The organism is Mesorhizobium ciceri biovar biserrulae, assembly GCF_001618845.1.
In the GTDB taxonomy this organism is placed as follows: Bacteria; Pseudomonadota; Alphaproteobacteria; order Rhizobiales; family Rhizobiaceae; genus Mesorhizobium; species Mesorhizobium ciceri.
The window spans coordinates 526969-551551 of record NZ_CP015064.1 but is presented as its reverse complement, the minus strand read 5'-3'; the positions used below and the strand labels follow the sequence as shown (position 1 = coordinate 551551).

Here is a 24583-nt window from a genome sequence, read left to right as displayed (position 1 = left end):
GCCGACTCACCGCTGAGGCCAGCCCCTCAAGTCCCCGCCGTGTACGCCGCGATCGCCGCCATGTTGACGATATCGCTGTCCTTGGCATTCAGCGACACGATCTGAACCGGCTTGTTCAGGCCGACCAGCAGCGGCCCGATCACCGTCGAGCCGCCGAGTTCCTGCAACATCTTGGTCGAAATCGAGGCCGAGTGGAACGCCGGCATGATCAGCACATTGGCCGGGCCGGTCAGGCGGATGAACGGATATTGCGCCATGGCGCGGGCGTTGAGGGCGACGTCGGCGGCCATTTCGCCGTCATATTCGAAATCGACGCGGCGCTTGTCGAGGATGCGCACGGCTTCCTGGACGCGCTCGGAGCGTTCGCCCTGCGGATGGCCAAAGGTGGAATAGGCGAGCATGGCAAGCCTCGGCTCATAACCCATGCGGCGGGCAAAGCCTGCCGCCTCCTCGGCGATGTCGGCGATCTGCTCGGCGTTCGGCATATCGTGCACGGCGGTGTCGGCGACCAGCACGGTCTTGCCCCGCGCCAGCACGATCGAGACGCCGATGACGCGGTGGCCGGGCTTGGCGTCGATGACGCGGCGGATGTCGTCGAGCGCGGTCGAATAGTTGCGGGTGACGCCGGTGACGATGCCGTCGGCGTCGCCCAGCGCCACCATGCAGGCGGCAAAGTGGTTGCGATCGTTGTTGATCAGCCGCTGGCAGTCGCGAAACAGGAAGCCTTTGCGCTGCATGCGCTCGTAGAGGTAGTCGGTGTAGATGCCGTTGCGGCGCGACAGCCTTGCATTGATGATCTCGATGCCTTGCTTGTTGAGATCGATGCCGGCGTGCTTGGCGTTTTCCTTGATGACGTCGTCGCGGCCGAGCAGGATGGCGGTGCCGAGCTTCTGGTTCACATAGGAGACGGCGGCGCGCATGACCTGTTCCTCCTCGCCCTCGGCGAAGACGATGCGCTTGGGCTGGCGGCGCACGCGGTCGTAGATGCGCTGCAGGGTCGAAGCGATCGGGTCGCGGCGGGCCGACAGCTCCTGCGCGTAACGGTCGAGGTCAAGGATCGGCTTGCGGGCGACGCCTGAATCCATCGCCGCCTTGGCGACCGCAATCGGAATGGCCGAGATCAGGCGCGGGTCGAACGGCACTGGGATGATGTAGTTGGGGCCGAATTTCGGTCGATTGCCCTGATAGGCGGCGGCGACGTCGTCGGGCACGTCCTGGCGCGCCAGGGCCGCCAGCGCCTGGGCGGCGGCGATCTTCATGTCGTCATTGATGGTGGTTGCCCTGACATCCAGCGCGCCGCGGAAGATATAGGGGAAGCCGAGCACGTTGTTGACCTGATTGGGATAATCGGAACGCCCTGTGGCCATGATGGCGTCTGTGCGGATTTCGGCGACCTCCTCCGGCGTGATTTCCGGATCGGGATTGGCCATGGCGAAGATGATCGGGTTCTTGGCCATCGACTGCACCATGGCGGTGGTCAGCGCGCCCTTGGCGGAGAGGCCGAGGAAGACGTCGGCGCCGTCGAGCGCCTCGGCGAGGCTGCGCGCCTCGGTCTTCACCGCATGCGCCGACTTCCACTGGTTCATGCCTTCGGTGCGGCCCTGGAAAACCACGCCCTTGGTGTCGCACAGGATGATGTTTTCCGGCGAAAAGCCCATCGCCTTCATCAGCTCGATGCAGGCGATGCCGGCGGCGCCGGCGCCGTTGCAGACCATTTTCGTGGTCTTCATGTCACGGCCGGTGATCTCCAGCGCGTTGATCAGGCCGGCGGCGGAGATGATCGCGGTACCGTGCTGGTCGTCATGGAAGACCGGAATGTCCATCAATTCGCGCAGCCGCTGCTCGATGATGAAGCATTCCGGCGCCTTGATGTCCTCGAGATTGATGCCGCCGAAGGAGGGCCCGAGGAAACGCACGCAGTTGATGAACTCGTCGGCGTCCTCGGTGTCGACCTCGAGGTCGATGGAATCGACATCGGCGAAGCGCTTGAACAGCACCGCCTTGCCCTCCATCACCGGCTTGGAGGCCAGCGCGCCGAGATTGCCGAGACCGAGGATAGCCGTGCCATTGGAGATGACGGCGACCATATTGCCGCGCGTCGTGTAGTCGAAGGCGCGCGAGGGGTCTTCGGCGATGGCCAGAACCGGAACCGCGACACCAGGCGAATAGGCGAGGCTGAGGTCGCGCTGCGTTGCCATGGGCTTGGTGGCGACGACCTCCAGCTTGCCCGGCCGACCCATGGCGTGGAATTCGAGCGCTTCCTGCGCACTGACGGACGGACCGCTGTTCTCGGTTTTCCTGGCCATGATGTACTTGATTTCCTCACCGGTGCAGCACCTCGTTGAAGCGGGTGCTTTGTGTCGGACCGAATTAAGACCACGCGCCGCCGCGTGTAAACCGCCAGCGTGCGGAATCGCGGTTGGTACGCGCGATTGCGGGCATCCTGCCGTCCCGGTCGTCCCCTGTTTTTCGAAGCCCCGGCATTAAACCGCGCGATCACATCTGCTAGCGTGCGGCGCATGAACATGCACAGCCCGAACGAGCCAGACGCCCCCGAGGCGATGACGCCGGTGCCGACCGCCCACGCCGGCGCCACGCCGATGATCGAGCAATTCATTGAGATCAAGGCGGCAAACCCGGATTCGCTGCTGTTCTACCGCATGGGCGATTTCTACGAGCTGTTCTTCGACGATGCCGAGAAGGCGAGCCGGGCGCTGGGCATCGTCTTGACCAAGCGCGGCAAGTATCAAGGGCTCGACATTCCGATGTGCGGCGTGCCGGTGCATGCTGCTGACGACTATCTGCAGAAGCTGATCGGCCAGGGTTTCCGCGTTGCCGTCTGCGAACAGATCGAGGATCCGGCCGAGGCGAAGAAACGCGGCGGCAAATCGGTGGTGCGCCGCGATGTGGTGCGGCTGGTGACACCAGGCACCATCACCGAGGACAAATTGCTGGCGCCGTCGGAATCGAGCTTCCTGATGGCGCTGGGGCGGGTGAAAGGCGGAGCGGACCACTCCTTTGCGCTGGCCTGGATCGACATCTCGACCGGCGCCTTCCGCGTCACCGACACCACCGCCGACCGGCTTTTGGCTGACATCTTCCGTGTTGATCCGCGTGAGTTGATCGTTGCCGAGCCAGTGTTCCACGATCCGGAGCTGAAGCCGGTGTTCGACGTGCTCGGCCGCGTCGCCAGCCCGCAACCACCGTCACTGTTCGATTCGGCGTCCGCGACAGGGCGCATCGCCCGCTTCTTCGATGTGGCGACGCCGGACAGTTTTGGCGCCTTTTCGCGCGCCGAACTGTCGGCGATCTCGGGCGCCATTGCCTATGTCGAGAAGACGCAGAAAGCGGAGCGCCCGCCGCTGTCGCGGCCCGAACGCGAGGAGCAGGGTTCGACCCTGTTCATCGATCCGGCGACACGCGGCAATCTGGAACTGCTGCGCACGCTGTCGGGCAGCCGCGAAGGCTCGCTGTTCAAGGCGATCGACCGCACGGTGACCGGCGGCGGCGCAAGGCTGCTCGCCGACCGGCTGATGGCGCCGCTGACCGACCCGGCGGCGATCGGCGCCAGGCTGGACTCGGTGTCGTTCTTCCGTTCCGAAACGCGACTTTGCCAGGCGGTGCGGTCGAGCCTGAAGAGCGTTGCCGACATGCCCCGCGCGCTGTCCAGGCTGGCGCTCAACCGGGGTGGGCCGCGCGACCTCGGCGCGCTGCGCGCCGGCTTCGAGGCGGCAGGCGCGATCGCCGAAATCTTTGCCGCGACCGCCCTGCCCCCGGAACTTGCGGCGGCATTGGCCGCCATCCATGCACTGCCCCAAGCGCTTTCGCAGCATCTGATGCAGGCACTTGGCGACGAACTGCCGCTGCTCAAGCGCGACGGCGGCTTCGTTCGTGGCGGCTACCATGCCGATCTCGACGAGATGCGGGCGCTGCGCGACGAATCGCGAAAGGTGATCGCCGGGCTGGAACGCTCGCTGATCGACGAGACCGGCATCCGCTCGCTGAAAATCCGGCACAACAATGTGCTCGGCTACTATATCGAGGTGACCGCCAACCACCATGCGGTGATGACCGGCAGCGATGGCGCCAAGGCGCGCTTCATCCACCGCCAGACCATGGCCAACGCCATGCGCTTTACCACGACCGAGCTTGCCGAGCTCGAGACCAAGATCGCCAATGCCGCCGACCGGGCGCTCAACATCGAACTGGCCGCCTTCGAGGCGCTGACGACGGAAGCGGTCGGCGAAGCGGAGAAGATCCGTGCCGGCGCCGATGCGCTGGCCGTGCTCGATGTCTCCGCGGCGCTCGCGCTTCTGTCGGAAAGCGAAGCCTGGTGCCGGCCGGTGGTGGATTCGAGCCTTGCCTTCGAGATTGCGGGCGGGCGGCATCCGGTGGTCGAACAGGCCTTGCGCCGCTCCGGCGAAGGCCCGTTCGTCGCCAACGATTGCGACCTGTCGCCGGAGGGAGCTGCCCGGAACGGCGCGATCTGGCTTTTGACCGGCCCGAACATGGGCGGTAAATCGACGTTCCTGCGGCAAAACGCGCTGATCGCCATCCTGGCCCAGACCGGCTCGTTCGTGCCGGCGACATCGGCCCATATCGGCGTCGTCGACCGGCTGTTCTCGCGTGTCGGCGCCTCGGACGATCTGGCGCGCGGCCGCTCGACCTTCATGGTCGAGATGGTCGAGACGGCAGCGATCCTCAACCAGGCCGGCGAGCGCGCACTGGTGATCCTCGACGAGATCGGCCGCGGCACCGCCACTTTCGATGGCCTGTCGATCGCCTGGGCGGCGGTCGAATATCTGCATGAGAAGAACCGCTGCCGGGCAATCTTCGCCACCCATTTCCACGAAATGACCTCGCTGGCCGGCAAGCTGGTGCGGCTCCACAATGTCACCATGCGGGTCAAGGAATGGGAAAACGACGTCGTCTTCCTGCACGAGGTCGGCAAGGGTGCCGCCGACCGCTCCTACGGCGTGCAGGTGGCGCGGCTGGCCGGCCTGCCGGAAGCGGTGGTCGACCGGGCCAAGGAAGTGCTGCACCAACTGGAAGAGGGCGAAGTTTCGGGCAAGACCAACCGGCTGGTCGACGATCTTCCATTGTTTTCGGTGGCGGTGAAGCGAGAAGCGTCGAAGCCGATCAAGAGCGACGCGCTGGGCGCGGCACTTGGCGACATCAACCCGGACGAAATGACGCCACGCGAGGCGCTGGAAGCGCTCTACCGGCTGAAGGGGTTGGCGGGGACGTAGTCAGATCATCTCCAACCCGCGCTTGCGCGCTGGTGGCGGGAAAGCGCGGTCGAGATCGGCGATGTCCTGCGGCGCAAGCTTGATGTCGAGCGCAGCGACATTCTGGCGGACATGCTCCTCGCTGCTGGCTTTCGGGATGGCGATGACGCCCTCCTGATGCATCACCCAGGCCAGGGCGATTTGCGCTGGGGTCGCATTGTGGCGCCCGGCGATGGCTTCGAGCCTGGCATTGCGCGCCAACGCACCCTGCTCGACCGGCGAATAGGCCATCAAGGGGATGCCGCGCTGCCGGCTCCAGGGCGCCAGATCGAATTCGAGGCCACGCCGGACCAAATTGTAGAGCACCTGGTTGGTCTGGACATTGCCGCCATCGGGCAGGCCGATCAGCTCTTCCATCTCGTCGGTGTCGAAATTGCTGACGCCCCAGTGGCGGATCTTGCCGGCCTTTTTCAGGGCCTCGAAGGCCGCGACGGTTTCCGTCAATGGCACGCTGCCGGGCCAATGCAAGAGATAGAGATCGATGCGGTCGGTGCGCAGGCGTTTCAGGCTGTTTTCGCAGGCCCGCTGCACGCCCGCGCGCGAGGCGTTCGACGGTAGCACTTTCGAGACCAGGAAGGTCTCGTCGCGGCGCCCGGCAATGGCTTCGGCCACCACCTCCTCGGCACCGCCGCTGGCATACATTTCGGCGGTGTCGATCAACGTGATGCCGAGGTCGAGGCCGAGCTTGAGGGCATTCACCTCATCGGCGCGGCGACGGGAATCTTCGCCCATCTTCCATGTGCCCTGGCCAAGCACCTGAACGGCTTCGCCGGAGGACAGTTTGGTGGTTCTGATGGTCGGCATGGCGGGCTCCAGTTGGGGCCGGATCGCATCACAGGCTGGGCGATAAATCCAGAGGCGTTCTCGCCGCGCTGGCGATGGCTGAAGACTTACTTCACCGGATGGGCGGCGAGCCAGGCCTGCATCTGCTTGATCTCTGCTTCCTGCGCGGCGATGACGCCTTCGGCTAGCTTGCGGATTTCCGGGTCCTTGCCATTGGCAAGTTCAACCTTGGCCATGTCGATCGCACCCTGATGGTGCGGGATCATGCCTCTGACGAAATCGACGTCGGCATTGCCGGTGTAGTCGGACGCCATCATGTCGGCATGCATCTTGTCCATCGCCGCCTTGTAGCCTTCCGTCGAAGGACTGGTCGCGTCCGTCGCCATGGCGCCCATGTCGTGTTTCATCTCTTCGCTCTGCGCCGGAACGCTTTCGAGGAAGACGGCAACCAGCATTCCGGCCGCCATCAGCAGCAGCACGAGTTTTTTGGCGAAGGTCATACATGGTCTCCTGTTGGATGGGTTTCGTATTTGGGGGCTTGGATCAGAGTTTCAATGTTCTCAGCCGCAATGCGTTTGCGATCACCGACACCGAGGACAGGCTCATCGCCGCCGCTGCCAGCATCGGCGACAGAAGCGTGCCGGTGAGCGGATAGAGCACGCCGGCGGCGACCGGCACGCCAAGCACGTTGTAGAGGAAGGCAAAGAACAGGTTCTGGCGGATGTTGCGGATCGTCGCCTGAGCCAGCGTGCGCGCCCGCACGATGCCGTTGAGGTCGCCCTTGACCAAGGTGATGCCGGCGCTTTCGACGGCGACATCGGCGCCGGTCCCCATGGCGATGCCGACATCGGCGGCGGCAAGGGCCGGTGCATCGTTGACGCCGTCGCCGGCCATGGCAACGCCGGTGCCTTTTGCGCGCAGTTCCTCGACAAGGGCTGCCTTCTGTTCCGGCAGCAGGCCGGCGCGGACCTCGTCGATGCCGAGGCTTCTGGCGATCGCGTTGGCCGTGCGTTCATTGTCGCCGGTCGCCATGACGATCCGCAAGCCGCTTTCATGCAGCGCCTTGATCGCCTCGGCCGTCGTTGTCTTGATAGGGTCGGCGACGGCGACGATGCCGGCCAGTTTTTTGTCGACAGCAACGAACATCGCCGTCTTGCCTTCGAGTTGCAGCGCCTCGGCCTTGGCCGAGATGGATGCGATGTCGACGCCAAGGTCGGCCATCATCGCAGCGTTCCCGAGCGCGACCGTCCTTCCCGAGACCGAACCGGACACACCCTTCCCGGTGACCGCCTCGAAGCCGCTGGCCTCTGCAACGGTCACGCCGCGCGTAGCGGCGCCGTCGACGATGGCTTCAGCCAGCGGATGCTCCGAGCCTTTCTCCAGGCCCGCGGCAAGCGCCAGCAATTCGTCTTCGGAGAAGCCGTTTGCCGTGACGACATCGGTCAGCTTCGGCCGGCCTTCGGTCAGCGTCCCCGTCTTGTCGACGATCAGCGTGTCGACGGAAGCGAAGCGTTCGAGTGCTGCGGCTTCCTTGATCAGCACGCCGGCATGCGCCCCGCGCCCGGTGGCGGTCATGATCGACATCGGCGTGGCGAGGCCGAGCGCACAGGGACAAGCGATGATCAGCACCGACACCGCCGAGACGATGGCAAAGATCAGGCTGGGCTCGGGTCCAAACACGGCCCAGGCGATGAAGGCGACAATCGCGACAAGGACGACGGCCGGGACAAAGTAGAAAGAAACGCGATCAGCCAACCCTTGGATCGGGGCGCGCGAGCGCTGCGCCTTGGCGACGAGCTCGACGATGCGCGCCAGCGTCGTCTCGGCGCCGACCTTCTCAGCGCGCATGATCAGCGCACCATTCTTGTTGAGCGTGCCGCCGGTCAGCGCATCGCCCTCGACCTTCTCGACCGGCAACGGCTCGCCCGTGATCATCGATTCGTCGAGCGAGGACCGTCCTTCCAGCACCGTGCCATCGACCGGCACGGCGTCACCGGGGCGTATGCGCAGGCGATCGCCGGCCTTGACCGCATCGAGCGGCACATCGCTTTCGGGACCATCGGCGGCGATCAGCCGCGCTGTCTTCGGTGCGAGATCGAGCAAGGCGCGGATCGCCGAACCGGTCTTTTCACGGGCGCGCAGCTCCAGCACCTGGCCAAGGAAGACCAGCGCGACGATGACGGCGGCAGCCTCGAAATAAACCGGCACCGCACCGCCATGGCCGCGGAACTGATGCGGAAAGATATCCGGAAACAGCGTGGCGACGACGCTGTAGAGATAGGCAGCGCCGACGCCGAGCGAGATCAGCGTCCACATGTTGGGGCTGCGGTTGACGAGCGAATCCCAGCCGCGGTGGAAGAAAGGCAGTGCCGCCCACAACACGACGGGGCTGGCCAATGCCAGCTCAAGCCAGACCTTCGTCCGCTCGTCGACAAAAGCCTGGAAAGTCAGGCCAAGCATCGGCGCCATGGCGACGACCAGCAAAGGGACGGATAGAGCAGCACTGACCCAGAATCGCCTGGTGAAATCGACCAGTTCCGGATTGGGACCCTCGTCACCCGTTGGTATGCCCATCGGCTCCAGCGCCATGCCGCATTTCGGGCAGGATCCGGGCTTGTCGCGGACGATCTCCGGGTGCATCGGGCAGGTGTATTGCGTGCCCTTGGGCATTGGCTGCGGTGCTGGCCTGCCGCTGAGATATTTTTGCGGCTCCGCCTCGAATTTCGCCTGGCAAGCGGCCGAGCAGAAATAGAAGCCCTGGCCTTCGTGGCGGGCAAAATGACTGGCTGTCGCGCGGTCGACGCTCATGCCGCAGACCGGATCGGTGGCGGTCAGGAATTCTTCCGGTTCGGCGACGAATTTCGTGCGGCAGCCCTGGCTGCAGAAATGATAGAGATGGCCATCATGTTCGACCGTCGGCTTGCCAGCCGCCGGATCAACAGTCATGCCGCAGACCGGGTCGCGGACGACGCTCTTCGTGGTGGGCACGGCGCCTTTTGTCGAGCAGCAGCTACCGTGCGCGTGATGATCGTGATCGGAATGCGTCATTCGAAAATGCCTTGATGGATCGGTGTGTGACGTGGAGATAGGGCTTCCAGTAACTGGAAGGTCAAGGGCTGTTTCGACTTTTCTTCTCCGGTCCACGGCGCGTCCATCCACCCCAGAAAAAGTCTCACGCGGCAACACCAGGCCTGCTAGAAAGCGCGAGCGTCGCGGGGGTGGGGATTTTCTTCGGCAATGAAGCGTCTGGTCATCAATCTCGATCGGTCTCCCGATCGCCTTGCCCGTGTGACGGCGGAGTTTGCCCGCATCGGCGTTGCATTCGAACGCGTTCAGGCCATAGACGCACGCGACCGGCCGGAGCTGGACCAGCTGCCGCAAAATGTCGGATATCGGAACAGGCTGCCATTGACTGACGGCGAGATCGCCTGCCTGCTCAGTCACCGGGCCTGCTGGGCTGTCATCGCGCAAGGCGACGCCCGCTACGGGGCGATTTTCGAGGACGACATCGTCTTTGCCGCAAAAGCCGGCGCATTGCTTCGCGACAGCGACTGGATCCCAGCCGATGCCGAAGTCGTCAAGCTCGAAAGCTACTTCTGTAAGACCGTGATCCGACGCAAGCGCATTGCCATCGGTCACGGCTTTTCCACATCCAAACTCGACGCCGGACATATAGGAACCGCCGGCTACATCATCTCCAGGCAAACCGCGCTCGACCTGATCAAGGCCACCGAGGAGATCGGCATCGCTGTCGACGACCTTGTCTTCAACCCCGAGTTTTCGGTTTTGCGAGGCGAGACGATCTATCAGCTTGTTCCTGCGCTCTGCGCGCAAGATCAGTTCCTTGGCGACAGGGCGCTCCATTTGCCAAGCCTGCTCAGAGAAAAGCGGGATATCCAGTGCGCCGCACCTGCCGGGACCGGGAAACGCAGAAAGACAGCCATAGCGAGGGTCAAAGCCGAGGCTCGGCGAATAGGCAAGCGCATTGTCGATTTCGGTCGACTGAAGCGAAGAATGGTCATTCCATTTACTTATCCGAGCCAAAACTCAGCCGGGTCTTGAACCGGCTTCAACGCCCCATACCCAGCGCCGCCAAAACGCGCTATAGACGCCGCCGAAACGGCAAGGCCGACTGGATATATGGCAAGAATCTCCCTGAAGCTCGACGAATTGATCGACGGCGAAGCCTTGCGCCGCGAGATGACCGCGCTGACCGCAGGCACGGCGGGCGACGGCTCAGGGCAGGCTGCGCGCAATGGTGTGCTCCAGCTGCTCAAGGGACGACTGGCGGACGGGCGCGCCATTGCCGAACGCATGCTGAGGGACGATGGCGGCGGCAGCGCCTGCGCGGCGCGGCTGTCGCATCTCATGGACGAGATCATCCGGGCGCTTTACGATTTCGCCGTCACCCATGTCTACCGGGTCAAGAACCCGTCCTCCGCGGAGCGCATGGCCGTCGTCGCTGTCGGCGGCTACGGCCGTGGAACGCTGGCGCCGGGGTCCGACATCGACCTGTTGTTCCTGCTGCCTTACAAGCAGACGCCGTGGGGCGAACAGACAGTCGAATACATGCTCTACATGCTGTGGGACCTGGGGCTGAAGGTCGGCCACGCCACACGCAATATCGACGAATGCCTGCGCCTGTCGCGCACCGATGTCACCATCCGCACCTCGATCCTCGAAGCACGTTTCCTGTGGGGCGAGGAAAAGCTCTATGATGAACTGATGCTGCGCTTCGACCATGAGGTGGTGCGCACGACCGGCCCCGAATATGTCCAGGCCAAGCTTGCCGAACGCGATGACCGCCATGCCAAGGCCGGCGAAAGCCGCTATCTGGTCGAGCCCAACGTCAAGGACGGCAAGGGTGGCCTGCGCGATCTGCAGACGCTGTTCTGGATCGGCAAATATTTCTACCGGGTGCGCACCGGCGAGGAATTGGTCGATAAAGGCGTCTTCACCGAGGGCGAGTACCGCGAGTTCCAGAAAGCCGAGGATTTCCTGTGGGCGGTACGCTGTCACATGCATTTCCTCACCGGCAAGGCCGAGGAGCGGCTGCATTTCGACATCCAGCGCGAGATCGCCGAACGGCTCGGCTACACCACGCACCCCGGCCTGTCGGCGGTCGAGCGCTTCATGAAGCACTACTTCCTCGTTGCCAAGGACGTCGGCGACCTGACCCGCATCTTCTGTGCCGCGCTCGAGGAGGAGCAGGCCAAGCACGTGCCGGGCTTCAACCGCATCTTCCTGACTTTCTCGCGGCGCAAGCGCAAGCTGGCCGGCACGTCGGACTTCATTGTCGACAACCACCGCATCAACATCGCCGACGACCAGGTGTTCGAGCGCGATCCGGTCAATCTGCTCAGGCTGTTCTGGTTCGCCGACAAGCACGGTCTGGAATTCCACCCCGATGCGCTGAAGCTGCTGACCCGTTCGCTCGGCCTGGTCAACAAGTCGCTGCGGCGCGACGAGGAGGCCAACCGGCTGTTCCTCGACATATTGACCTCGGATCGCAATGCCGAACTCAATCTGCGCCGCATGAACGAGGCCGGGCTGCTCGGCAGGCTGATCCCGGATTTCGGCAAGATCGTCGCCATGATGCAGTTCTCGATGTACCACCACTACACGGTGGACGAGCATCTGATCCGCTGCATCGGCGTGCTGGCCGAGATCGAACGCGGCGACGGCGAAAAGGTCCATCCCCTGTCGCACACGCTGATGCCGGGGCTGAAGAAGAGCCGCGAGGCGCTCTATGTCGCCGTACTGCTGCACGACATCGCCAAGGGGAGGCCGGAGGATCATTCCGAGGCGGGGGCCAGGATCGCACGCCGTATCTGTCCGCATATGGGGCTGTCGCCTGCCGATACCGAGACCGTTGCCTGGCTGGTCGAGAACCATCTCGTGATGTCGATGACAGCCCAGACCCGCGACCTCAACGACCGCAAGACCATCGAGGATTTCGCCGCGATCGTGCAGTCGGTCGAGCGGCTGAAGCTGCTTTTGATCCTCACCGTCTGCGACATCAGGGGCGTCGGACCGGGTGTCTGGAACGGCTGGAAGGGCCAGTTGCTGCGCACGCTCTACTACGAGACCGAATTGCTGTTGACCGGCGGGTTTTCGGAAGTGTCGCGCGCGCAACGCACGGCGGCGGCGCGCGAGCGTCTGGCCGAGGCGCTTGCCGACTGGCCGGACAAGACCCGCAAGCGCTATGTCGGCCAGCACTACGAGAATTACCTTTTGACCGTCGATCTCGCAGACCAGCTGCGCCATGCCGAATTCATTCGTGAGGCTGACGCGTCAGGCAACAAGCTTGCCACCATGGTCAAGACCCACCAGTTCGAGGCGGTGACCGAAATCACCGTGCTGGCGCAGGACCACCCCCGCCTGCTCTCGGTCATCGCCGGGGCGTGCGCCGGGGCCGGCGGCAACATTGTCGACGCGCAGATCTTCACGACGTCGGACGGCCGTGCGCTCGACACGATCCTGATCAGCAGAGAATTCGACCGCGACGAGGACGAGCGCCGGCGTGCCGAGCGTGTCGGCCGGCTGATCGAGGACGTGCTGTCGGGCAAGAGCTGGCTGCCGGAAATGATCGAGAAGCGCACCAAGCCGCGGCGCGGCTCCAAGGTGTTCAAGATCCCGCCGCGTGCCGAAATCCGCAACACGCTGTCGAATCGTTTTTCGGTCATCGAGGTCGAGGGCCTCGACCGGCCTGGGCTGCTGTCGGAGATCACCGGAACGCTTTCCGACCTGTCGCTTGACATCGCATCGGCCCATATCACCACCTTTGGCGAAAAGGTCATCGACACTTTCTATGTCACCGATCTCACTGGCCAGAAGATAGATAGCCCGGCCCGCATCGCCACCATCCGCAATCGGCTGATGGCAACGCTCGAGGGCATCGTGCCCGAACGCGGCGGCAAGTCCAGGGCGGCGGCCGAGTGACAACGACCATCACTTTGTCCCAATTCCGCAGGCAGTTCCCAAAAGCATGAGCCTCGTCAAGAAATTCGCAACGGTCGCTTCCGGCACGCTGATGAGCCGCGCGCTCGGTTTCGGCCGCGAGATGCTGATGGCCGCCGCACTCGGCACCGGACCGGTCGCCGATGCCTTCAACGCCGCCTTCCAGTTTCCCAACACCTTTCGCCGGCTGTTTGCCGAGGGCGCCTTCAACGCCGCCTTCGTGCCGCTGTTCGCCAAGGAGATCGAGACCCACGGCACCGAAGGCGCCAAGCGCTTTTCCGAGGAAGTGTTCGGCGTGCTGTTCACGGCGCTGCTGGCGCTGACCATCATCATGGAACTGTCGATGCCGCTGATCGTGCGCTATCTGGTGGCGCCGGGTTTTGCCGGCACGCCGGGGAAGTTCGACACCACGGTGACGCTGGCGACGATCATGTTCCCTTATCTGATCTGCATGTCGCTGGGCGCGATGATGGCGGGCATGCTGAATTCGCTGCGCCGCTATTTCGCCGCCGCCGTGGCGCCGGTGTTCCTCAACATCATCCTGATCGGCGTGCTCGCCTATGCCTGGTACAAGGGCTCGGATGCCCTCACAGTCGGCTACGGGCTGTCCTGGGGCGTGCTTGCCGCCGGACTGGTGCAGCTGGCGATCGTCTGGGTGGCAGTGCGCCATGCCGGCATCTCGATCGGCTTTCGCCGTCCCAAAATGACGCCCGCGGTCAAGCGGCTGCTGATCCTGGCGCTGCCGGCGGCCATCACCGGCGGCATCACACAGATCAACCAGCTGATCGGCACGGCGATCGCCTCGGCGCAGAACAGCGCGGTGTCCTCGCTCGCCTATGCCGACCGCATCTACCAGTTGCCGCTCGGCGTGGTCGGTGTCGCGGTCGCCATCGTGCTGTTGCCCGAACTGTCGCGCGCGCTGAAGTCGGGCAATTTGATCGAGGCGGCCAATCTGCAAAACCGCTCGGTCGAGTTCACACTGTTCCTGACGCTGCCGGCAGCCGCCGCACTCTGGGTGATGTCGGAGCCGATCGTACGGCTGGTCTATGAGCGCGGCGCGTTCGCCGCCAACGGCTCGACGCCGACGGTGGCGGCGATCCTGGCGATCTTCGGCCTCGGCCTCCCGGCCTTCGTGCTGATCAAGGCATTCACCCCGGGTTATTTCGCCCGAGAGGACACGCGTACACCGATGATCTTTGCCGCCATCTCGGTGGCGGTGAACGTCACCACGGCGCTGACGCTGTTTCCACGGATGGGCGCACCCGGCATCGCGGTGGCCTCGGCCGTCGCCGGCTGGGTCAACGCGGTGATGCTGCTCGGCGTCCTGATCCGGCGCGGCCACTGGGGCCGCGACGTGCCGCTGATGAAGCGCATTCCACGTCTGGTGCTGTCGGCTATCGTGATGGGGGCAGCGCTCTATTTTGCCGAGCATTGGTTCGCCGTCAGGCTCGGGCCCGGCTCGCCGCTGGTGGTCAAGGCGACGACGCTGCTGTCGCTGGTCGCGGGTGGGGCGCTGCTGTACTTCATCACGGCGTTTGCCACCGGCGGCGCCGATTTCGGCATGATCCGTCGCAACGTCAAGCGGGGATCTGGCAAGTCGGCGCCACCGATCGCAAAGACCGAACTGGACGAGTAGGCCGGGCAAGCTCGCAGCGCCGTCTTGATCGCAGCGCCGTCTTCGTCCATAAGCGCGCCGTCGCAAGACTTTCGCCGCGCGCGGTTTCCAGCCGCGTGATTGGCTCCGAAAAGTCTGCAACTTTTCGGAATCACGCTTATACGGCCCTCCACAAGCCATGAGGACAATCATGACCGCCTTCAAGCCACTCGTCTTTTCCGGTGTCCAGCCGACCGGCAATCTGCATCTCGGCAATTATCTCGGCGCCATCAAGAAATTCGTTGCCCTGCAGGACACCTCCGATTGCATCTATTGCGTCGTCGACCTGCATTCGCTGACAGCCCAACTCGTTTATGAAGACCTGGCCGACCAGACGCGGTCGATCACTGCGGCGTTCCTGGCCTCCGGCATCGATCCGAAGAAGCACATCGTCTTCAACCAGTCACGGGTCATGCAGCACGCCGAGCTTGCCTGGATCTTCAATTGCGTGGCGCGCATCGGCTGGATGAACCGCATGACGCAGTTCAAGGACAAGGCCGGCAAGGACCGCGAGAATGCCTCGCTCGGCCTGCTCGCCTATCCCTCGCTGATGGCTGCCGACATCCTGCTCTACCGTGCCACCCACGTCCCTGTCGGTGAGGACCAGAAACAACATCTGGAGCTCACCCGCGACATTGCGCAGAAATTCAACAACGACTTCTCCGACCGTATCGCAGCGCTCGGCGTCGGCGTCGAGATGCAGATCGGCGAAGAGACCGTGAACGGCTATTTCCCGCTGACCGAGCCGGTCATCGGCGGGCCGGCGGCGCGCATCATGTCGCTGCGCGACGGCTCCAAGAAGATGTCCAAATCGGACCCGTCTGATCTGTCGCGCATCAACCTGACCGACGACGCCGATGACATCTCGAAGAAGATCCGCAAGGCCAAGACCGATCCGGAAGCGTTGCCGAGCGAGCTGGATGGCCTGGCCGGCCGGCCCGAGGCAGAAAACCTGGTCGGCATCTATGCGGGTCTCGCCGAGATGTCGAAGGCGGATGTGCTCAAGCAATTCGCCGGCCAGCAGTTTTCCGTGTTCAAGCCGGCCTTGGCCGATCTTGCTGTGGAAAAACTGGCGCCGATCGCCAGCGAGATGCGCCGCATTTCGGATGACCGCGCCTATGTCGACGCGGTGCTCAAGGACGGCGGCGAGCGCGCCGGCGTGCTGGCCGAAGCGACGATGAAGACGGTGCGCGACATTATCGGCCTGCTGCAGGGCTGATCGCGACATCGGGTGCACTGGCACAAGGCCGGCGGCTTGCCGCCGGTCCGCCGCAGTGGCAGATTGCGCCGCAAGACACCGAGTAGATAGACATGGTCTCCAAACGCCTCAGCCGCGAAGCCGGCCATCGCAGGAAATTCCTGACGATCATCGACGACACGCCGGAATGCGAGCGTGCCGTCGCCTATGCCTCGAAACGGGCGCAGAGCACCAGCGGCACGCTGGTGCTGCTCTATGTCATCGTGCCGGACGATTTCCAGCATTGGCTGGGTGTCGAGAAGATCATGCGCGAGGAAGCCAACGCCACGGCGCGCGCCGCACTCGACAGCTATGCCAACAAGGTGCGCCAGAAGCTCGGCATCGAGCCCGAGATGGTGGTCCGCGAAGGCAAGCCGACGGAAGAGATTCACAAATTGATCGAGGAAGACCAGGACATCGCCATCCTGGTGCTGGCCGCCGGTGCGGGCAAGGAAGGCCCGGGACCGCTGGTCGGCGCCGTGGCCGGCAAGGGTGCCGCCTTCCCGATCCCGGTGACTGTCGTGCCGCAGAACCTTTCGGACGAGGAAATAGACAGCCTGGCCTGAGGTGTGCTGATTTTCAGGTGATGCCGGCCTGACCTGAATCTCAACACACCTTCGGGCGCGTCCCAGGGGCGCGCAAAAAACATTCCGCCAGCCAGCCATTCCGGCGATGCGTTTCGCTTGAATGTCCAGCCAATTGAGCCTATTTAGAATTGTTCCAAACTAGATGCCCAAACGGGCACGGAGACGGCCATGTTCATCCAGACCGAATCGACGCCAAACCCGGCGACGCTGAAATTCCTGCCCGGCAAGGAAGTGCTTGTGGAAGGCACCGCCGATTTCCGCGATGCCGACAGCGCCGCCGTCGCCTCGCCGCTGGCCGGCCGGCTGTTCGAAATTCCTGGCGTCACCGGCGTTTTCTTCGGCTATGACTTCATCACCGTGACCAAGGATGGCCCCGACTGGCAGCATTTGAAGCCGGCGATCCTCGGCGCCATCATGGAGCATTTCATGTCCGGCGCGCCCGTCATGGCCAAGGCCGGCCCGGCCGCCGAGACCAGCCAGACCGGTGAGTTCTACGACAAGGCCGACGAGGAGCTGGTCATCACCATCAAGGAGCTGCTCGACACGCGGGTGCGCCCGGCGGTCGCCCAGGATGGCGGCGACATCACCTTCCGCGGCTTCGAGAATGGCACGGTGTTCCTGCACATGAAGGGTGCCTGCGCCGGCTGCCCGTCATCGACGGCGACGCTGAAGCACGGCATCCAGAACCTTCTGCGCCATTTCGTGCCGGAAGTGCAGCAGGTCGAGCAGGTCTCCTGACGCCCGTTTTTACAATTCTACCCTGCTGACCGTCTGGTCCGATTTCTTCGCTTCCGGCGCATCGGTCAGAAGGAACTCCAAAATGATCTACGAACTTCGGGTTTACCGGGCTTTGCCGGGACGCTTGCCGGCGCTTCTTGATCGCTTCGACAAGATCACGCTCAAATTATGGGAAAAGCACGGTATCCGCCAAGCGGGTTTCTTTACCACGCTGATCGGAGCTTCGAACAACGAACTGACCTACATGCTGGCATGGGAATCGCTGGCCGAACGCGAAGAGCGTTGGACGGCGTTCGTGAAGGACCCTGCCTGGACGCAGGCGCGGGAAGATTCCGAGCGTGATGGCCAGATCACCGAGACAATCATCAACCAAATTTTGGTTCCCACCGCGTTCTCGGCGGTGTCCTGACCGCCGAGCAGGCGTCGCATCGCGCAAACAACAAAAAACCGGGCCGAATTGCCCGGTTTTCTGCTTGGGACGTCCGTTGTTGCCTAGACGGTCCGCGTACGAAAACTGCCTCTAGAGAACGATGACCTTGGCGCCGACCGAGGCGCGGTCATAGAGGTCGATGATATCCTGATTCATCAGCCGGATGCAGCCAGACGACATCGCCTTGCCGATCGAATTCCATTCCGGGCTGCCATGCAGGCGATAGCCTGAATCACCGCCCTTGTTGAACAGGTACATGGCGCGCGCGCCGAGCGGGTTCTTCAGGCCCGGCTCCATGCCGCCGGCAAACTTTTCCAATTCCGGCTGGCGCTGGATCATCTGCCTCGGCGGCGTCCAGGTCGGCCATTCGCGCTTGAGCGCAATGTGGGCGGTGCCATGCCACTCGAAGCCCTCGCGGCCGACGCCGATGCCGTAGCGAATGGCCCTTCCGTCGCCCTCGATGAAATAAAGGAACTTGTTCTGCGTATCGACGATGATCGTGCCCGGCTTTTCCGGGCTATCGTAGTTCACTTCCTGCCGATGGTACTTCATCGGCACTTTCTCGATCGGGATGCGCGGCAGCTGATAACCGGCGTCGGTGACCGCGCCGTAGTCGTTGGAGAAGATCTGCGAGCCGATGGTGCTGCAACCGGCGATAGCAGTGGAGAGCGCCAGTGCGGCGATGATTGCAAACGACTTCATGCGCATCAGGTGATCCGGTGCCCCGCCCAAACTCGGCGGCACGAGTCGGCCGCTCTCTCATCATCATTCATGCTGGCATTTGCTTTGCTTGCCAAGCGCGCGATGCCTATATGCCTGCCTTGACGTATCGGTAAGCGTATCACTATGGCATTTTGGCAACAGGACTCACAGGATTGTGAAGCAAATTCAAGGGGCCTGCTCCATGGGTTCCTGGAAATCGAGGAGAACCGTCATGAATGTCGGTGACGCCGCCCACCGCTCCGGCCTGCCGGCCAAGACCATCCGTTACTATGAAGAGATCGGCCTGATCGCCCCGGCACGCGCCGCCAACGGCTACCGCGATTATTCCGGAGACGACATCCATCGGCTGGCCTTCCTGCGCCGCGCGCGCAATCTCGGCTTTTCCATCGACGATTGCCGCCAGCTGATGGCGCTTTACCAGGATCGCAGCCGCGCCAGCCAAAACGTGCGCGAAATCGCCGCCGCCCATGTCACGGCGATCGAGGAGAAAGTGCGCGAGTTGCAGTCAATGCGCTCGACGCTGCAGAAACTGATTCATGCCTGTCACGGCGACGAAAGGCCGGATTGTCCGATCCTTGATGACATGGCGGGCGCGGCATTGCCCAGCGACAAGGGCGCCTCTGCGCCTGCATAATGACCGTACGTCGACGACGCCCGAAGCCTGGTCGACTCCTGCCGGGAGGACATCCGCAATGGTCTCGATGACCGTCGAACTGCGCAACGTGGAGGACACGCGAGCCGCCATGGGCTGGGCCGGCGGCCACACGATCATCGTCGACCGGCCCGAAGGCAAGGCCGGCGGCATGGGCCTGGGCTTCAATGGCGGCCAGTTGCTTGCCCTGGCGATCGGCGGCTGCTTCTGCAACGATCTTCGCTACGTCGCCGAGGAAATGGGCGTAACGCTCGACAAGATCGCCGTGACCGTGACGCTGAACCTCGAAGGCAAGCCTTTGCTCGCGACCTCGTCAACCATGGCGGTTTCATGCACGACGCTGGACGGCTCCGACCCGGCGGAGATCATCACAAGGGCCGCGGCGATTTCCACGGTCAGCAACTCCCTGCGCCAGGGCGTGCCGGTGAGCATTGAAACGGCCGCAACGGCGGCCGGCTTGTCGGAGGAATGATCCCCCGGAACAGGCGCATTGGCCGCGTGGATTGTCAGAGATCGCCCAAAAAGGCCCGCCGCCGGCACGGCGGAGCGATTGACCCAATTTTCTTCGGCATCTGGGCGCGTCAATCAGCCGCTCTATGTCTTCCTTTGTCGCAATGATCAACGATGGAGGTTGGCATGGATCGGCGATTGTTTCTGACTGGAATGCTTGGGCTGGCAGGGGCTGCGACCGTCGTCGCAATCGCGCGTCCTGCCACCGCCTTGGCCGGCATCCCGAATACGGGGCCCGGCATTCTCGACGAGCTCGACAAACCGTCCGACGATATTCTCGACCCGGATGGTCCCGGTGTCCAGGATGGCGTCGAGTTGGTGCGGCACCGCAGATGGCACCGCCGCCGTCGCCGACGCGGGTGGAGGCGGGTCTGCCGTCGCTATTGGCGCAATGGCTATTGGCGCCGCAGATGTTTCCGCAGATCCTTCTGGATCCACTTCTGACGAGACCAGCAACGCGAAGGTCCCGGCGCCCGCCGGGGCCTTCGCTATCGCTGCGGGGAATCCAATCGGCAAAAAAGGCCCGCCGCCCCTCGGCAGCGGGCAGGTCCTGGAGTGCCGGGGGATCAACCCGGCATGGGATCAACGAGCGGGTCACCGGTTGGTTGCAGGGATCGGCCCGGTAGCCTTCCTTTGGGTGGACCGCCACCGGGCCTGACCGGAGCGGGGTGTATTGGGGGAGCCCCGGCTGCTTCCAAAATATCACTTTTCTCTTATATTCGCTTTAGCTAATTTACATAAAGCCATGCATCACCCGCAGATGGGGTGCGCACTTCACGAAAGTGTCGAAGTGACGTCTCCCTGCTTATGCCATTCGGCATTCGCGGAACTAAAGCGGTGCATCTGACTTTGGTTGGTGACGCGCAAAGATTTTTTCGCTGCTATCTTAAAGTTACCAAATGGAAATTGACCGGCGCAGCATATCAAGTCGATTTGCGCTGACGATCTCTTTGTTTTTCCAGGAACTGCTTGGCGTGCTCCGCCCAATCAGCCGTCGTGACTTTATGCTCCTGAACGGACTTTCTGAAAGCCTTGCGCAGAGCATCAAGATCAAAGGCCCACAGTTGTTCACCATCAGTGCTGTTCAATTTTGTGCCGCCCGTCCCCATGAGAACGATGGTGTGCACCACAAGCTCAATCTTTCAAGGATCAATGCGTGACTTCTTTTGGGTATATCCGGGTATATCGAATATACAATCGCCTGCATAAAACAGGTTCAAACCGTGAACAGAATCTGGCATGGTGCCTGGCATGCCGATCATCTCGCCCATCCCCATCAACCCTCTCATCGACGGTCGCCAGTCCGAACGCGCCATGCTGGTGCGACGCGGTGTGCAGCGGCTGCTCATGGATATGGGCGCGCATGTCTTGCCCGAACTGTCGTTGGCCACCGGCCGCCGTGCCGACCTCGTCGCTTTGACCCGGCAGGGCGATATCTGGATCATCGAGATCAAATCCTCGATCGAGGATTTCAGGGTCGACCGCAAATGGCCCGACTACCGGCTGCATTCCGACCGCTTCTTCTTCGCCACCCATCCCGGCGTACCCTCGGAGATCTTCCCGCACGAATGCGGCTTCATCCTTTCCGACGGCTATGGCGCCGAGATCCTGCGCGATGCGCCCGAGCACCGCATGGCAGCGGCAACGCGCAAGGCGCTGATGCTGCGGATCGCGCGGGCCGGCGCTTCGCGGCTGCTGGCGGCGGAGCTTGCCGGCGTGTCGGTGCCGGCGCTGGAGGGTGAGAGCGAGTAGCGGCGTCCTTCACTCTATGACCGGCTCTCCTCTTCGCCGTCCTCCACGCCACCCCTAGCGGACGCCATGAGCAGCACGGCAGCGCCCAGGATGGCGGCGATGAAGGAGCCGGCGAGGATGCCGACCTTGACCGCGTCCTGCAGCGCCACGTCGCCGGCGAAGGCGAGCAGGCCGATGAACAGGCTCATGGTGAAGCCGATGCCGCACAGCAGCGATATGCCGATCATGTGCGTCCAGCCGGCATTGGCGGGTAGGTCGGCAAGACCGAGCCTGATGGCAAGTGCCGAGGAGCCGAACACGCCGACCAGCTTGCCGACAACCAGGCCGGCGGCGACACCCAGCGTCAACGGCTCGATCAGCGCGCCAAAGCTCAGGCCGGCGAGCGAAACGCCGGCATTGGCAAAGCCGAAGATCGGGATGACGACGAAAGCCACAATCTTGTGCAGGCCGTGCTCGAGCCGGTGCAGCGGCGAACGGTCCAGATCGTGACCGATCCCGGCGGAGCGCTCAAGCGGGATGGTCAGCGCCAGCGCCACGCCGGCAAGCGTTGCATGGACGCCAGATTTCAGCACCAGAACCCACAGGACGACGCCCAGAACGAGATAGGGCACAAGCGTCATCACCCGCATGCGGTTGAGCACGACAAGCGCGGCAATGATTGCGAAGGCGGCACCCAGATAAGCCAGCGACAAGCCGCTGGTGTAGAAGATGGCGATGATGATGACGGCACCGAGGTCGTCGATGATGGCCAATGCTGTGAGGAACACCTTCAGCGAAGCCGGCACGCGGCTGCCGAGCAGCGACAGCACGCCGAGCGCAAAAGCTATGTCGGTGGCGGTCGGGATCGCCCAGCCGGACAGGGCGGCCGCATTGTTGCGGTTGACGGCGACATAGACGAGTGCCGGAACCAGCATGCCGCCGGCGGCGGCGATGCCGGGCAGCACGCGCCGAGGCCAGGTGGAGAGCTGGCCGTCCAGCATCTCGCGCTTGATCTCCAGCCCGACGAGCAGGAAGAACACCGCCATCAGCCCGTCATTGACCCAGTGCGAGACGCTGAGCGGGCCGAGATAGGCGTGGAGCACGGAGAAATAGGTTTCGGCGAGCGGCGAGTTGGCGACGATCAGGGCAAGCGCCGCCGCCGCCATCAGGATGATGCCGCCGGCCGCTTCGCTATCGAGAAATTCGCGGAAGACGGAAATCGGCCGCTGCTTCAGATCCTGCATGTCGCCTCCGTCATGCCGCCTGTTTCGGCGGGTTTCAATCGGCAAGATGGCAAACGGTGGCCTTAACGCGGCGCGCGCTTTGCCAGTATGCGCTGCAAGGTGCGACGGTGCATGTTGAGCCGGCGCGCTGTCTCGGAGACGTTGCGCTCGCACATCTCATAGACGCGCTGGATATGCTCCCATCGGACGCGGTCGGCCGACATCGGGTTTTCCGGCGGCGCCGCGCGCTCGCCGGCGGTGCGGGTGAGTGCGGCGAAGATATCATCGGCGTCGGCGGGCTTGGAGAGATAATCGACCGCACCGAGCTTCACCGCGGTCACCGCGGTGGCGATGTTGCCATAGCCGGTCAGGATGATGGTACGGGAATCCTCGCGCTTTTCGCGGATGGCCGCGACCACGTCGAGGCCGTTGCCGTCGCCGAGCCGCATGTCGACCACGGCGTAGGCGGGCGGATTGGCGCGCGCCTTGGCAACCGCCTCCTCGACGCTCTCGGCCGTCTCGACCACGAAGCCCCTGGCTTCCATGGCGCGGGCCAGACGCGTGAGGAACGGCTTGTCGTCATCGACGACAAGCAGCGAGGTGTCCTCGCCTTCAACCATTGCGCCAATATTCTCGTCGCCTGTCATAGTCTCAAAATTCCTGCTGCCTTAATTTTACGCAAATATAGTTCCTGAGCCTCCTTGTCCAATTTTTAGAGGTCCTTCAAGGCTCTCAGGCAGTGTCGAACATGCTGGCCGAAGTGATTTCCGGATTGAGGAACACACCACGCGGCCACGATATCTGGACCATGGCGCCCTCGCCCAGGCCACTCGAATTGCGGAAATCGAGCACGGCACCAGAGCGTTCGAGCAGGGTCTTGGCGATGAACAGGCCGAGGCCCAGACCACCGCCGGTTTCATTGCCCTGGCGCGTCGACATATAGGGCTCGCCGATGCGGTCGATGATCTCGGCCGGAAAACCGGGGCCGTCATCGACGATCGAGAAGGTGACGGTGGCCTCGTCCCAGCTCCAGCGCACGGTGACGCTTTTGCGGGCGAAATCGACCGCGTTCTCGACCAGGTTGCCGAGGCCGTAGATGACGCCCGGATTGCGCTGCCCGACCGGCTCGGGGCCGATGCGTTCGCCGGGCCGAAGCTTGATCGAGATGCCGAAGTCCCGGTGCGGCGCGGTGACCTCCTCGACCAGCGATGTCAATGGCAGCCGCGAAAGATGCGCCTCACCCTCCGAGGACAGGCTGGTCAGCCGCTTGAGAATCTCGCGGCAACGCTCGCTCTGCGAACGCAACAGCGTCACGTCTTCCCCGTATTTCGGATCCTTGCCGAGCGCCTTTTCCATCTCCTTGGCGACAAGCGCGATGGTGGCGAGCGGCGTGCCGAGCTCGTGCGCGGCCGCGGCGGCCAGCCCGTCGAGCGCCGAAAGGTGCTGCTCGCGCTGCAGCACCAGCTCTGTTGCGGCGAGCGCATTGGCCAGAAGCCGGGCTTCGGCGGCCACCCGGAAGGCATATATGGCGGTGAAGGCGATCGAGGACAGCACCGCCATCCACATGCCGGCGACATAGAGAAAAGGCATGGCCAGCGGCGCATCCTCATGCCAGGGCAGCGGCAGATGGACAAAGACCAGAAAGGTCGCCGCCGACATGACCAGCCCGCCGAGGATGGCAGTCAGGCGCAGGGGCAGCGATGTCGCCGAAATGACGACAGGCACGGTCATCAGCAGCGAGAACGGATTGGTGAGGCCGCCGGTCATGTAGAGCAGGCCGGCAAGCTGCAGGCTGTCGAAGATGAGGATGCCGAAGGCCGCAAGCGGCGTGAGCCGGTGCGCCGCCGGAAAGCGAAAGGCGAGAAACAGGTTCATCCAGGCCGAACAGGCGATCAGGGCAAAGCAGAGGCTGACCGGCAGCGGAAACTTCAGCCCGTAGGCGACGACGAGCACCGCCAGGCTCTGACCGACAATGGCAAGCCATCGCAACCGGATTAGCGTGTTGAGGCGCAGTCTCTGGCTCTGCTGGAAATCGGGCGAACGCAAAACGTTGATCATGGCCATGAA

At 63.5% G+C, this 24583-nt stretch carries 20 protein-coding genes; 12 read left to right on the top strand and 8 right to left on the bottom strand.

Features of this window, described 5'->3' with window-relative positions; translation table 11 throughout:
• Nucleotides 1-26: 26 nt before the first annotated feature.
• Entirely contained in the window at nucleotides 27-2306 is a 2280-nt protein-coding gene (locus A4R29_RS02590) for an NADP-dependent malic enzyme (RefSeq protein ID WP_024501796.1), read from the bottom strand.
• Nucleotides 2307-2519: 213 nt separating this feature from the next.
• Between A4R29_RS02590 and mutS the strand changes: the two genes are divergently transcribed.
• Complete coding sequence (mutS, locus tag A4R29_RS02585) at nucleotides 2520-5249, top strand: DNA mismatch repair protein MutS (protein ID WP_063171108.1); 2730 nt, start codon at nucleotides 2520-2522, stop codon at nucleotides 5247-5249.
• Here the strand turns inward: mutS and A4R29_RS02580 are convergent, their stop codons facing one another.
• From A4R29_RS02580 to A4R29_RS02570, 3 genes are all read right to left on the bottom strand, one after another.
• Nucleotides 5250-6092 (bottom strand): aldo/keto reductase, encoded by an 843-nt coding sequence (locus tag A4R29_RS02580; RefSeq protein ID WP_063171107.1) that lies wholly within the window; start codon nucleotides 6090-6092, stop codon nucleotides 5250-5252.
• 86 nt (nucleotides 6093-6178) lie between these two features.
• A complete protein-coding gene (gene copM / locus A4R29_RS02575) occupies nucleotides 6179-6571 on the bottom strand; it encodes a CopM family metallochaperone (RefSeq protein WP_013528057.1) in 393 nt (130 codons plus the stop codon).
• Nucleotides 6572-6614: 43 nt separating this feature from the next.
• Nucleotides 6615-9119 carry a heavy metal translocating P-type ATPase gene (locus A4R29_RS02570; protein ID WP_063171106.1) on the bottom strand — a complete coding sequence of 835 codons (2505 nt, stop codon included), beginning with the start codon at nucleotides 9117-9119 and terminating at the stop codon, nucleotides 6615-6617.
• A 189-nt stretch (nucleotides 9120-9308) separates the two neighbouring features.
• On the opposite strand from A4R29_RS02570, the gene A4R29_RS02565 reads away from it, so the two are divergent.
• The 7 genes from A4R29_RS02565 (at nucleotide 9309) to A4R29_RS02535 (ending at nucleotide 17656) form a co-directional block, all read left to right on the top strand.
• Entirely contained in the window at nucleotides 9309-10133 is an 825-nt protein-coding gene (locus tag A4R29_RS02565; RefSeq protein WP_024501800.1) for a glycosyltransferase family 25 protein, read from the top strand.
• A gap of 78 nt (nucleotides 10134-10211) precedes the next feature.
• Complete coding sequence (locus A4R29_RS02560; RefSeq protein ID WP_063171105.1) at nucleotides 10212-13013, top strand: [protein-PII] uridylyltransferase; 2802 nt, start codon at nucleotides 10212-10214, stop codon at nucleotides 13011-13013.
• Between the two features lie 46 nt (nucleotides 13014-13059).
• A complete protein-coding gene (gene murJ / locus A4R29_RS02555) occupies nucleotides 13060-14667 on the top strand; it encodes a murein biosynthesis integral membrane protein MurJ (protein ID WP_024501802.1) in 1608 nt (535 codons plus the stop codon).
• 169 nt (nucleotides 14668-14836) lie between these two features.
• Nucleotides 14837-15904 carry a tryptophan--tRNA ligase gene (gene trpS / locus A4R29_RS02550; protein WP_063173534.1) on the top strand — a complete coding sequence of 356 codons (1068 nt, stop codon included), beginning with the start codon at nucleotides 14837-14839 and terminating at the stop codon, nucleotides 15902-15904.
• Nucleotides 15905-15996: 92 nt separating this feature from the next.
• Nucleotides 15997-16488 carry a universal stress protein gene (locus tag A4R29_RS02545; protein ID WP_013528063.1) on the top strand — a complete coding sequence of 164 codons (492 nt, stop codon included), beginning with the start codon at nucleotides 15997-15999 and terminating at the stop codon, nucleotides 16486-16488.
• A gap of 189 nt (nucleotides 16489-16677) precedes the next feature.
• Entirely contained in the window at nucleotides 16678-17247 is a 570-nt protein-coding gene (locus A4R29_RS02540) for a NifU family protein (RefSeq protein ID WP_013528064.1), read from the top strand.
• 82 nt (nucleotides 17248-17329) lie between these two features.
• Nucleotides 17330-17656 carry an NIPSNAP family protein gene (locus A4R29_RS02535; protein WP_013528065.1) on the top strand — a complete coding sequence of 109 codons (327 nt, stop codon included), beginning with the start codon at nucleotides 17330-17332 and terminating at the stop codon, nucleotides 17654-17656.
• Between the two features lie 111 nt (nucleotides 17657-17767).
• On the opposite strand, the gene A4R29_RS02530 is transcribed toward A4R29_RS02535, so the two are convergent.
• Nucleotides 17768-18385, bottom strand: coding sequence for a L,D-transpeptidase (locus tag A4R29_RS02530; RefSeq protein ID WP_013528066.1), 618 nt, complete (start codon nucleotides 18383-18385; stop codon nucleotides 17768-17770).
• A gap of 226 nt (nucleotides 18386-18611) precedes the next feature.
• Here A4R29_RS02530 and cueR point away from each other — a divergent pair, with 226 nt between their 5' ends.
• From cueR to A4R29_RS02505, 4 genes are all read left to right on the top strand, one after another.
• On the top strand, nucleotides 18612-19034 hold the full coding sequence (gene cueR, locus A4R29_RS02525) for a Cu(I)-responsive transcriptional regulator (protein WP_024501803.1): 423 nt from the start codon (nucleotides 18612-18614) through the stop codon (nucleotides 19032-19034).
• A 58-nt stretch (nucleotides 19035-19092) separates the two neighbouring features.
• Nucleotides 19093-19524 (top strand): OsmC family protein, encoded by a 432-nt coding sequence (locus A4R29_RS02520; RefSeq protein WP_063171104.1) that lies wholly within the window; start codon nucleotides 19093-19095, stop codon nucleotides 19522-19524.
• 937 nt (nucleotides 19525-20461) lie between these two features.
• Nucleotides 20462-20722 carry a hypothetical protein gene (locus tag A4R29_RS02510; RefSeq protein ID WP_063171103.1) on the top strand — a complete coding sequence of 87 codons (261 nt, stop codon included), beginning with the start codon at nucleotides 20462-20464 and terminating at the stop codon, nucleotides 20720-20722.
• 91 nt (nucleotides 20723-20813) lie between these two features.
• Nucleotides 20814-21314: an MmcB family DNA repair protein gene (locus A4R29_RS02505; protein WP_050596417.1), complete on the top strand. Its 501-nt coding sequence runs from the start codon at nucleotides 20814-20816 to the stop codon at nucleotides 21312-21314.
• Between the two features lie 14 nt (nucleotides 21315-21328).
• Here the strand turns inward: A4R29_RS02505 and nhaA are convergent, their stop codons facing one another.
• The 3 genes from nhaA to A4R29_RS02490 all read right to left on the bottom strand — a co-directional run bounded on the left by nhaA (nucleotide 21329) and on the right by A4R29_RS02490 (nucleotide 24580).
• Nucleotides 21329-22537, bottom strand: a complete 1209-nt coding sequence (gene nhaA / locus A4R29_RS02500) for a Na+/H+ antiporter NhaA (RefSeq protein ID WP_063171102.1) — start codon at nucleotides 22535-22537, stop codon at nucleotides 21329-21331.
• Between the two features lie 62 nt (nucleotides 22538-22599).
• Nucleotides 22600-23163 carry an ActR/PrrA/RegA family redox response regulator transcription factor gene (locus A4R29_RS02495; RefSeq protein ID WP_013528072.1) on the bottom strand — a complete coding sequence of 188 codons (564 nt, stop codon included), beginning with the start codon at nucleotides 23161-23163 and terminating at the stop codon, nucleotides 22600-22602.
• An 85-nt stretch (nucleotides 23164-23248) separates the two neighbouring features.
• Nucleotides 23249-24580, bottom strand: coding sequence for an ActS/PrrB/RegB family redox-sensitive histidine kinase (locus tag A4R29_RS02490; protein ID WP_013528073.1), 1332 nt, complete (start codon nucleotides 24578-24580; stop codon nucleotides 23249-23251).
• Nucleotides 24581-24583 lie beyond the last annotated feature (3 nt).